Origin of the sequence: Erythrobacter donghaensis (genome assembly GCF_001557325.1) — a bacterium.
GTDB classification, from domain to species: Bacteria; Pseudomonadota; Alphaproteobacteria; order Sphingomonadales; family Sphingomonadaceae; genus Erythrobacter; species Erythrobacter donghaensis_B.
This window is the reverse complement of record NZ_LSJS01000206.1, coordinates 30,228-40,861: the sequence shown is the minus strand read 5'-3', so window position 1 is coordinate 40,861 and position 10,634 is coordinate 30,228. Positions and strand designations below refer to the sequence as shown.

8 protein-coding genes, 1 tRNA gene and 1 pseudogene are annotated in these 10,634 nt (G+C 68.2%); 8 read left to right on the top strand and 2 right to left on the bottom strand.

Features of this window, described 5'->3' with window-relative positions; genetic code table 11:
- The 3 genes and pseudogenes from AX692_RS20175 to AX692_RS12450 all read left to right on the top strand — a co-directional run.
- Window positions 1-587: pseudogene (locus AX692_RS20175) on the top strand (thioredoxin); the annotation flags it as partial.
- Between the two features lie 109 nt (window positions 588-696).
- Window positions 697-783, top strand: a tRNA-Leu gene (locus tag AX692_RS12455).
- 222 nt (window positions 784-1,005) lie between these two features.
- Window positions 1,006-3,189 carry a putative bifunctional diguanylate cyclase/phosphodiesterase gene (locus AX692_RS12450; RefSeq protein WP_073974230.1) on the top strand — a complete coding sequence of 728 codons (2,184 nt, stop codon included), beginning with the start codon at window positions 1,006-1,008 and terminating at the stop codon, window positions 3,187-3,189.
- 3 nt (window positions 3,190-3,192) lie between these two features.
- On the opposite strand, the gene AX692_RS12445 is transcribed toward AX692_RS12450, so the two are convergent.
- Both AX692_RS12445 and AX692_RS12440 read right to left on the bottom strand, forming a co-directional pair.
- Window positions 3,193-3,708 (bottom strand): DUF6702 family protein, encoded by a 516-nt coding sequence (locus AX692_RS12445; RefSeq protein WP_073974229.1) that lies wholly within the window; start codon window positions 3,706-3,708, stop codon window positions 3,193-3,195.
- On the bottom strand, window positions 3,705-6,137 hold the full coding sequence (locus AX692_RS12440) for a M1 family metallopeptidase (RefSeq protein WP_073974228.1): 2,433 nt from the start codon (window positions 6,135-6,137) through the stop codon (window positions 3,705-3,707). The genes AX692_RS12445 and AX692_RS12440 overlap by 4 nt, the downstream gene beginning before the upstream one ends.
- A gap of 133 nt (window positions 6,138-6,270) precedes the next feature.
- Here AX692_RS12440 and AX692_RS12435 point away from each other — a divergent pair, with 133 nt between their 5' ends.
- The 5 genes from AX692_RS12435 (at window position 6,271) to AX692_RS12415 (ending at window position 10,627) form a co-directional block, all read left to right on the top strand.
- On the top strand, window positions 6,271-6,456 hold the full coding sequence (locus tag AX692_RS12435) for a DUF5522 domain-containing protein (protein WP_073974227.1): 186 nt from the start codon (window positions 6,271-6,273) through the stop codon (window positions 6,454-6,456).
- A gap of 18 nt (window positions 6,457-6,474) precedes the next feature.
- Window positions 6,475-7,587, top strand: a complete 1,113-nt coding sequence (locus AX692_RS12430) for an S-(hydroxymethyl)glutathione dehydrogenase/class III alcohol dehydrogenase (RefSeq protein WP_073974226.1) — start codon at window positions 6,475-6,477, stop codon at window positions 7,585-7,587.
- Complete coding sequence (locus AX692_RS12425; RefSeq protein WP_073974225.1) at window positions 7,587-7,958, top strand: cupin domain-containing protein; 372 nt, start codon at window positions 7,587-7,589, stop codon at window positions 7,956-7,958. The genes AX692_RS12430 and AX692_RS12425 overlap by 1 nt, the downstream gene beginning before the upstream one ends.
- Before the next feature lie 100 nt (window positions 7,959-8,058).
- Complete coding sequence (locus AX692_RS12420) at window positions 8,059-9,156, top strand: GNAT family N-acetyltransferase (protein ID WP_081095291.1); 1,098 nt, start codon at window positions 8,059-8,061, stop codon at window positions 9,154-9,156.
- On the top strand, window positions 9,149-10,627 hold the full coding sequence (locus AX692_RS12415; protein ID WP_073974223.1) for a lipopolysaccharide biosynthesis protein: 1,479 nt from the start codon (window positions 9,149-9,151) through the stop codon (window positions 10,625-10,627). Before AX692_RS12420 ends, AX692_RS12415 begins: the two co-directional genes overlap by 8 nt.
- Window positions 10,628-10,634: the final 7 nt, after the last annotated feature.

The following is a 10,634-nucleotide window of genomic DNA, read 5'->3' as shown; positions in this document are numbered from 1 at the left end:
CCCCGCCTCCGCCGCCGCTCCCGGCCTTTTCCGATCCCGCTCCGGCCGAGGACGACTACGCCGATCCCCCGCTCGGCGAAGACACGCCCTACTCCGAGGACGACGAGGGCGAGGAGGACGGCGGATCGCAGTTCGATTACCGTGCCCCCTTCACCCGGCGGCGCAACCCCTTGCGCATGTGGACGCTGGCCGCGGTGATCTTCGCCCTGCTCGCGGGCGGCACCGCGGTCGCGGTCAATTACTACGGCCTGCCCGAATGGCTCCCGCTCCAGCGCGCCACCTTCGGGATCGGCCGTCCGGGGCTGAAGCTCGATTTCCCCACGACCGAGCAGAAGAAGGACACGCTCGAGAACGGGCAGGAAATCTTCCGGGTGCGCGGCACGATCAGCAACACCGCGAGCGAGAGCCTCGATCTGCCCAACGTGCTGGTGGTTTTCCGCGACCGGCGCGAACGCGATATCGTCGATTGGGTGGTGGTGCCCTCCAAGCGTCGCCTCGCGCCGGGCGAGACCGTCACCGTGACCGAGGCGATCGCCGACATCCCGCCGAACGCCGAGGGTGCGTGGATCGGCTGGGCGCAGCAATAGGACGGCGACGAAAACCCCGCGTCAAAGTGCTTGCGCGAGCGAAGACCCCTTGCTAGGGGCGCGCTCCTACCGCGGGGCCAGCGCTTTGGCTGCCCCGGCAAACCCGAGTGCGGTCGTGGCGGAACTGGTAGACGCGCAACGTTGAGGTCGTTGTGGGCGAAAGCCCGTGGAAGTTCGAGTCTTCTCGACCGCACCAAACATTCCCCGCTGAAATCGGGCCCTGCTGAAGTCGGGATTTCGCCTTCGGGCACCCCGCGCCCCGAAGTGCCGCAGCCTCGGGTGAATCTCGCCCCGGTCGAGGCCGGTCTTGCGGCAAAGCGCGCAGAAAGCGCCGCATTTCCCGGCACCTGCTCCCCTGCGATGACACCGGGGATGGTACCCTACCCTTTGTTAAGGGCCGGTGGGGCAAGGGGCAGACGTGAAGGAATCCCAGCGCCTCGATGCCATCCGTAGCCTCGGCCTCGATGCGGTGCCCGATCGCGACCTGTTCTCGCGCGTCACCCTGCTGGCCAGCACCATGTTTGGCTGTCCGATCGCGCTGCTTTCGGTGGTCGAGCAGGATCGCCAGTGGTTCCTCGGGCGCACCGGCATCGAACTGATCGAGACCCCGATCGGCGAATCCTTCTGCGCGGTGTGCATCCACAGCGAGGCGCCGATGCTGATCGCCGATGCCCGCCTCGATCCGCGCCTCGCCGACAATCCGCTGGTCACGGCCTCCCCCCATATCCGCTCCTACCTGGGCGTGCCGATCCGCTCGGATGGCGGCATCCTGGTGGGCGCGCTGTGCTGCATCTCGCCCGAGCCCAACGCCTTCCGCCCGGATCAGATCGCCCCGCTGGCGATGCTCGCCGAGCTGGCCGAGCAGTCGATCGCGCTGCATGGTCGCACCCGCGCGCTCAGCAACGCCAATGCCGCGCTGCGCCAGTCGAGCCAGATCTTCCGCCAGGCCGAGCGGGCCGCCAATGTCGGCAGCTGGCGGGTCGAGATCGCCACCCAGCAGCTTCACTGGTCGGACCAGGTCTTTGCCATCAACGGGCTCGAACCCGGGCCCGCCCCGACGGTCGAGGAGGCCATCAACCTCTACGAGCCCGAGGACCGCGCGATGGTGATCCAGAAGCTCGAGCAGACCGTCGCCGACGGGCGCCCCTTCCTGTTCGAGACCAGCATCCGCCGGCAGAACGGCCAGCGGCGCCGCATCCGGGTGGTGGGCGAAAGGGTCGATGTCGACGGCGCGCCCGACAGCGTGGCGGGGATCATCCTCGATTGCACCGAGGAGCACCTGCGCAACGTCGCGCTCAAGCGCGCGGCCGAGCGCGACCGGCTGACGGGGCTCTACAACCGCGCCAGCTTCGACCGCCAGCTCGCCAAGGCGATGCAGCGAGTCGAAAGCGAGCCGGTCACTATCGCGCTGCTCGATCTCGACGGGTTCAAGGACGTCAACGACATGCTCGGGCATCTGGTCGGCGACCGGGTGCTGGAGACGATCGCCAGCCAGCTCCAGCTGCGCACCCGATCGGGGGTGTTCCTGGCGCGGTGGGGCGGCGACGAGTTCGCGCTGCTGTTCCCGGCCGGCATGGCAATGGGCGAGGTGATGCGCTTTCTCGACGAGATCATCGCCGAGCTCGACGACATGCCCCCGTTGGGCCACGCGATGCTGAAGATCGGGGCGACCTGCGGGGTCGCCTGCATGACCACTGCGGGCAGCGGCGAGGAGATCATGCGCCGCGCCGACCTCGCGCTCTATCGCGGCAAGGAGCTCGGGCGCGGCACGGTGGTGGTCTGGGACGAGCAGATCGAAGCCCGCCAGTGCGAGCGCCAGCTGGCGATCGCGCGGCTGCGCAGCGCGCTCAACAGCGACCGCGCCATCGCCGCCTATCAGCCGATCATCGAACTCGCCACCGGCCGGGTGGTCGCGGTCGAGGCGCTGCTGCGGCTGCGTGACGAGAGCGGCACGATCATCGTCGCCAGCGACATCTTCGCCGCGCTGCTCGATCCCGAATTGTCGCGCCGGGTGAGCCGGGTGATGCTCGACCAGGTGGTCGAGGACGGGCCTGCGATCCTTGCGCAGTTCGGCCCGGACGTGCGGATCGCGATCAACCTTTCCGATGCGGATCTGCGGCGCGGCGATTTCGTGCGGCACATGATCGAGGTGATCGACAACAGCCCGCTCGGCCCGCACAACATCGCCATCGAGGTGACCGAGACGATGCTGCTCGATGCCGGCGGGCACCTGCGCCAGTCGCTCGCGATGCTCGACGCCTGCGGCTTCACCATCTGCCTCGACGATTTCGGGACGGGCTTCTCCTCGCTCACGCACCTGCGCGCCTTTCCGATCAACACGGTCAAGATCGAGCGGGATTTCATCGCCGCGATCGGCGAGGACCATCAGGCGCGGTTGATCATCCAGGCGATCGTCCAGATGGGCCACTCGCTGGGCCTGCGCGTCGTTGTCGAGGGGGTCGAGACCGAGGAGCAGGAGACCTTCCTGCGCGCCATCGGCTGCCGCCACGCGCAGGGATTCCGCTATGGCCGCCCGATGCTGCTGCCCGATCTTCAGGCGCGCTTCACCGCCCCGCTCGAAGCGAAGCGCCGCCGCGCCTAGAGCCTATTGCAGCAAGGCCTCGCGCGGGGGATCGCCGGCCTTGAAGATGAAGGTTTCCGGCGCCGTGCCCGCGCCGATGTTCACCCGGTTCTCCTGCCGCGCCCAGACGTCGGTGAGGATCTGCGAATTGAACCGCAGCACCGCCCTCCCGCCCGCAGCGGGCGCGGGCACTTCCTGATAGACCCACAGGCTCCCGCCGGTGATCTCGCTGCCGACATAGGCGGGCGCGGCCGGCTTCCCGTCGACCGCGAGCAGGAAGCGGCGGGCGACGTAGGCGGCAAAGGCCTCGCGGCTCGCGGCGCTGCCGATGATGTCGGGGCCCTTGATCCCCTGCGCGGTGAGCGCGTGTTCGGCATCGTGGACCGGCACCTGGTGCGCGAGCTCGATCATGCCGGTGCGCGCGTTGAGCGAGACGGTGCTGATCGCGATCTTCTGCTGGTGGGCACCCGCCTCCCCCGCGAGCCCCAGCGGGACGAGCGCCAGCGCGAGCGCCGCAAGCAGACGCCGCAGCAGGGTCACTTCTTCTTCCCGTCGGGCACCGCGTTCGCCGCCTCGCCCATCAGGTCGCGGCCGGTGCGCGTCTTGGGCGCTTCCTCCTTGAAGGCCTCGATCCGGCTCGGGATGATGCGGCGCGGGTAGTGGTTGTTCTCGATGTCGGCATCGCCCGTCTCCCACTCGGGATCGATCACCACCTCGATGAGCTCCTTGCCCTTGGGATAGACCAGCAGCTTGGCCACCTCGCGCGGATTGCGCCGCCAGATCTCGGCGGGGATCGAGAGCTTTTCCTTCGACCCGTCCTTGAAGGTCAGGCCGAGGATGATCGGCATGACGAGCCCACCCTTGTTGGTGAAGTTGAGGACGTAGTAATTGGCATCCTCCTTCACCGCCCGCTCGAACGCGGTGCGCTCCCACGGGGCGAGGCTGTCGAGGAACTCGGTGTAGCTCTTGCGATCCTTGGGCGTGACGGTGAACTCGTCGTTCGCGTCGTAGAAATCGGTGACGCCCGGGTTCTCGAGCACCCAGATCGGCAGGCGCTGCTGTTCGTTCAAACCGATGCCAACCGCCTCGGGCTCGTCCGCGCGCTCCTGACGGCGGCGGGCGAGGTCGACGTCGGGGTTCCTGGTGTCGACCTTCAGGCGGTAGATCGAATCGAGGCTGATATCGACATGGTCGGTGGTGTAGAACCACCCGCGCCAGAACCAGTCGAGATCGGTGCCGGATGCCTCCTCCATGGTGCGGAAGAAGTCCGCCGGCGTCGGGCGCTTGAACTTCCAGCGGCGCGCATATTCCTTGAGCGCGAAGTCGAACCGCTCGCGCCCGATGATCGTGTCGCGCAGCAGGTGGAACGCGGCCGAGGGCTTGCCATAGGCATTGGCGCCGAGATCCGTGACCGAATCCGACTGCGTCATGATCGGCTGCTGGCTCGAGGAGACCATGTAGGGGATCATGTCGCGCGGCAGGCTGCGGGTCCACGGCATGTCCGGGTCCCATTCATAGCCCGCGACCGAATCGAGGAAGGAATTGATCCCCTCGTCCATCCAGGTCCACTGCCGCTCGTCCGAGTTCACGGTCATCGGGAAGTAGATGTGGCCGATCTCGTGGATCACCACGCCGACAAGGCCCACCTTGGTGGCGAGCGAATAGGTGCGGGTGCCGTCCTTGTTCAGCGTGGTGCGCGGGCCGTTGAAGGTGATCATCGGATATTCCATCCCGCCCACCGGGCCGTTGACCGACTGCGCGGTGGGATAGGGATAGTCGAAGCTGAAGCGCGAATAGACCTTCATGGTGTGGACCACCGCGGCGGTCGAGTACTTGCGCCACAACTCCCCGCCCTCCTTGGGCCAGAAGCTCATCGCCATGACGGTCTCGTGCTCTGCGCCGGGCTGCTTGTGGCCTTGCGCGTCCCACATGAACTTGCGGCTGGAGGCCCAGGCGAAATCGCGCACATTGGCGGCGACAAAGCGCCAGGTCTTGGTGCCGGTCGGCCCCTTGGCCTCGGCCGCGGCGGCCTCGGCGGGCGTGACGATGAAGACCGGCGCGGCGGCATCCTTGGCGGTTTCGAGCCGCTGGCGCTGGGCGGCGGTGAGCACGGCCTCCGGGTTCTGGAGCACGCCGGTCGATGCGACGATGTGGTCGTTCGGCACCGTCATCTCGACCGCATAATCGCCGAATTCGAGCGTGAACTCCCCGCGCCCGAGGAACTCCTTGTTGTGCCAGCCCTCGTAGTCCGAATAGGCGACCATGCGCGGGAACCACTGGGCGAGGAGGAAGATGTCGTTGCCGCCCTTCCTCGGATCGTCGGGGAAGTGCTCGTAGCCCGAGCGCGCGAACACCGCGTCCTCCTCGACGATGTTGAAGGCCCACTCCATGGCGAATTCGACCGTCTCGCCGGGTGCGAGCGGCTCGGGCAGGTCGATCCGCATCAGCGTGCCGACGATGGTGTGCGGCAGGGCCGCGCCATTCAGCGTCACCGAAGTGATGTCGTAGCCGTAGCTGTTGTCGGCCATCGCCTGCTGGCGGCGCAGTTCTTCCATCGAGAGCTTGGTGGGCTCATTGCCCGAACCGAGCGTGACCTTGGGCCCGCGCCGTCCCGCCCCGCCGAACACGTCGGTCAGCTCGGCCATCGAATCGCGCTTGAAGATGTTCTGGTCGAGCTGCAGCCACAGCCACGGGAGGGCGTCGGGCGAATTGTTGGTGTAGCGCACCGTGCCCTTCGCCGTCAGCCGCCGCTTCGGCTCGTCGAGCGTCGCCTTGATGTCGTAATCGACCTTCTGCTGCCAATATTCGTGCCCCGGCGCGCCGCTCGCGTTGCGGTAGGTGTTGGGATCGGGCAGCACCTCGTCCAGCTGGCGGAACTTGTCCTGATAATCGCCCTTGGTCTGCTGGACGCCCTGCGCATGCGCGGGGACGGCGAGGAACAGGGCGGCAAGCAACAATAGGGTGCGCAAGGACGGTCTCCGAAACAATGCAGTCGCGTTTGAGAGCGCAAAAGCCGTATGCGCGCAAGCCGCTAAGCTGAAGCCTGAGAGATTTTGTCTCATGCATGGCATCGCCGCCACTTGTTCTTTATGGGGCACAGCGATGACGATCCCGCCATGGCATGCCCTGCACGAAGCCGCCTGCGCCCGCGGCGAGAGCACCTATCGCGATCCGGCGACCGGCTACACCGTGTTCACCCGCGTGGCGCATCTGGCGCGCGGCAAGTGCTGCGGATCGGCCTGTCGCCATTGCCCTTACGATCACGAAGCCGTACCGCCCGCCCGCTGACCCGAGGAGAGCCTGCCGATGAAGACCCGCGCCGCCGTCGCCTTTGCCGCCAAGCAGCCGCTCGAGATCGTCGAACTCGATCTCGAGGGCCCCAAGGCCGGTGAGGTTCTGGTCGAGATCATGGCGACGGGGATCTGCCACACCGATGCCTACACCTTGGACGGGCTGGACAGCGAGGGGATCTTCCCAAGCGTGCTCGGACACGAGGGCGCAGGCGTCGTGCGCGAGGTCGGCCCCGGCGTGACCAGCGTGAAGCCCGGCGATCACGTGATCCCGCTCTACACCCCGGAATGCCGCCAGTGTAAGTCGTGCCTCAGCGGCAAGACCAACCTGTGCACCGCGATCCGCGCGACGCAGGGCAAGGGGCTGATGCCCGACGGCACGACGCGGTTCAGCTACAAGGGCCAGCCGATCTTCCACTACATGGGCTGCTCGACCTTCTCGAACTTCACCGTGCTGCCCGAGATCGCCGTGGCGAAAATCCGCGAGGACGCGCCGTTCCAGAGCGCCTGCTACATCGGCTGCGGCGTCACCACCGGAGTCGGCGCGGTGACCAACACCGCCAAGGTGCAGGTGGGCGACAATGTCGTGGTGTTCGGCCTCGGCGGGATCGGCCTCAACGTCATCCAGGGCGCGCGGCTGGCGGGGGCGAACCTGATCGTCGGGGTCGACATCAACCCGGCGCGCGAGGAATGGGGCAGGCGCTTCGGCATGACCCACTTCCTCGACAGCCGGGGCATGAGCCGCGAGGAGATCGTCGCGAAGATCGTCGAGATGACCGATGGCGGCGCGGACTACACCTTCGATGCCACCGGCAACACCGAAGTGATGCGCACCGCATTGGAAGCCTGCCACCGCGGCTGGGGCACCAGCATCATCATCGGAGTCGCCGAAGCGGGCAAGGAGATCGCCACCCGCCCGTTCCAGCTCGTCACCGGCCGCAACTGGCGCGGCACCGCCTTCGGGGGCGCGAAGGGGCGCACCGACGTGCCCAAGATCGTCGACATGTACATGACCGGCAAGATCGCAATCGACCCGATGATCACCCACGTCATGGGGCTCGAGGAGATCAACACCGCCTTCGACCTGATGCACGAAGGCAAGTCGATCCGCTCTGTGGTGGTGTTCTGATGGCGGCGGGCGAGACCCCGGCGAAGGTCAACCTTGCCGAGAAACTTGCTCTCTTTTCAGACCATTGGGCGCCGCGCATCGCGGGGCGCTACAACGGGAACGAGATCCGGCTGGTCAAGGCCGCGGGCGATTTCCGCTGGCATTCGCACCCCGAGACCGACGAGCTGTTCCTCGTCCTCGAGGGGCGCTTGCACATGGAGTTCCGCGACCGCACCGAGGTGCTCGGCCCGGGCGAGATGATCATCGTTCCTGCCGGCACCGAACACTTCCCGCGCGTGCCCGAAGGCGAGGTCAGGCTGCTGCTTATCGACCCGGCCGACACGCCCAATACGGGCGATCCGGCAACGGCCTTCAAGCCGCTGAATATCTGAGGCAATTCCTCCGCCTGCGCGGATTGGCGGCGTTGGTTAACCCGGTGGTTACGCGCGCGGCGTAAGGCGGGGTCTCGGCACCGCTCAACGCAGGTGAGGAATGTACGCAAGCAGGATTGCCGCCGATCCCCCGACCGTCATGATGATCGAGGGCTTCGCGCCCGCCATCGACGATCTGGCGGTCCGCAATCTGGCGGGCCACGGCTTTCTGCGCGCGGCATGGTATCGCGGCGACGGGCAGCGAGCGGGGCGCACGCTGGTTGTCCGGCGCGGCGGCAGCGGCGATGTCATCGCGGCGATCCCGACACTCGCCTTCGGCCCCGCGATCACCGGCGCGCGCAAGCTGGCAGGCGGCTACTGGCCGCTGCGCGCCCCCTTGCTCGCCCCCGATTGCAGCGCGATCGAACTGGCCCATGCCCTCGCTGACCCGGCTGCCCGCGGCCTCGGCCAGGTGTGCCGTATCGGCCCAACGCGCCGCGACGATCCAGCCATGGCCCTGCTGGTCACCGCCGCACAGCTGGCGGGCTGGCGCATCCTTTCGCGCCCGGCGGGGACCAGCTGGGTGATCGACCTCGATGCGGTGCGGGCCCATCCCCCCCAGCGCGGCTCGACCCCGCGCAAGCTGCGCGCCGGATGGCGCAAGCTCGAAGCGCTCGGCACCCCGCGCTGGTGGACGGTGCGCGGCGCACAGTGGAGCGCCGCAGCCCTCGAGGCGATGGCCCGGGTCGAAGCCGACAGCTGGATCGCCCGCACCACCGATGGAAGCGGCGCCAAGTTCCTGACCGCCGCGCAGCGCGCCGTGTGGCAGGAGGCCCTGCGCGATCCGGTCATCGCCGAGGGCCTCGTCGCGATCATCCTGATGCTGGACGAGCGCCCGGTCGCTTTCAGCTTCGATCTGGACGACGGCCCCGTGCGCTATGCCATCGCCGGAACCCATGCCGAGGATCTCAGGCACTGCCAGGTCGGCAAGATCGCCAATTACCATTCGCTCGACGCGGCGCTTGCCGAGGGCCTGCGCACGCTGGATCTCGGAACGGGCGACAGCGGCTACAAGCGCGACATGGGCGCGGTGGCGGGCTATGACCTCGTCGACCTGCTGTTCGTCAGGAGCCGCATCGCCGCCCGCCTGATCGCCCCGTTGTGGGGCGAAGCGCTGGCCGCGGACGAGGGCGCGGCCCGAAGCCTCGCCCATGGCTGAGCCGGGCCCCACCGCCTCGCTTGCGGCGCAGGTGCGCACTGCGGTGATCTGGCGCTCGGGCAGCCAGATCGGGACGCAGATCGTGTCCTGGGCCTCGACCCTGATCGTCATCCGCCTGCTCGCCCCGCAGGACTATGGCCTGTTCGCCATGGCGCAGGTGATGCTGGTGCTGCTCAACACCATGAACGGCTACGGCCTCGCCTCGGCGCTGATCCGCGAGGCGGAGGTGACCGAGGAACGCCTGCGCCAGACCTTGGGGATGCTGATGCTCTTGAACGGCGGCCTTGCGCTGGTGCAGTTCTGCGCCGCGCCGCTGGTGGCGCTGTGGTTCGAGCAGCCGATGGTGGCCAACCTTTTGCGGGTGCAGGCGCTGCTCTATCTCGCGGTTCCGTTCTGCGCGCTGTCCCACGCGATCCTCTCGCGGCGGATGGACTTCCGCCGCCCGGCCCAGGTGCGCCTCGTCGCCGCGATCGCCGGGGCCCTGACCGCGCTCACCGGCGCGCTTTCGGGCTGGGGGGTTTGGACGCTGGTCTCGGCGCCGCTGGTGATGATCCTGACCGAGGCGGTCGGCATGACCCGCGCCGCCGGCACGCCGATCCGCCCGAGCTTCCGCTTCGCCGGGGCCGGGCACATCGCCGGCTTCGGCGGGGTGATGACCGCGACCCAGCTGTTCTGGTTCGTCCAGAGCCAGGCCGACGTGATGATCGCCGGGCGCGTGCTCGATCCCCACTCCCTTGGCGTCTACACCACCGGGCTGTTCCTCGCCCAGCTGCTCGCCGCCAAGTTCGTGCCCCCGATCAACGAGGTCGCCTACGCCGCCTATGCCCGTCAGCCCGAGCTGGGCGCGACGGCGCTGCTGGCGACGATCCGCCTTGTCATGCTGGTCGCGCTGCCCGCCTATGCCGGCCTCGCGGTGGTCGCTCCGGTGCTGGTGCCGGTGCTGCTGGGCGAGCAATGGCACGAGATCGTCCCGCTGCTCCCGATCCTCGCGAGCGCGATGGCGATGATGACGCTGCAGATCCTGTTCGCGCCTGCGACCAATGCCCGCGGCGTGCCGATGGCGGCGCTGCGGATCACGATGATCGGCAGCGTGGTGATGCCGGTTTCCTATTTCATCGGCTCGCACTGGGGGGTGACCGGCTTCGCGTGGAGCTGGGTCGGCGGGATGGCGGTGCTGACCGCGGCGACGGTGACGCTGTCGGGCCGGATCATCGGCCTGACGCCCGCTGGCTTGCTGCGCGCCGTGCTCCCGCCGCTGCTCGCCGCGCTCGCCATGGCGGGCGGGGTGTGGCTGGTGCTGCGCGGCATGCCCCCGGTCGCCGACTGGCTGGCGCTCGGGATCGCGGTGCCGATCGGCGTCGCGCTCTATCTCGGCGCGCTCAACATCATCGCCCCCGACCGCCTGGCCGAGGCGCTGAACTTCGCGCGCAACCGCGGCACGAGCGAGCCGGAGCCCGCGCCGGCGGAATAGGCCTGTC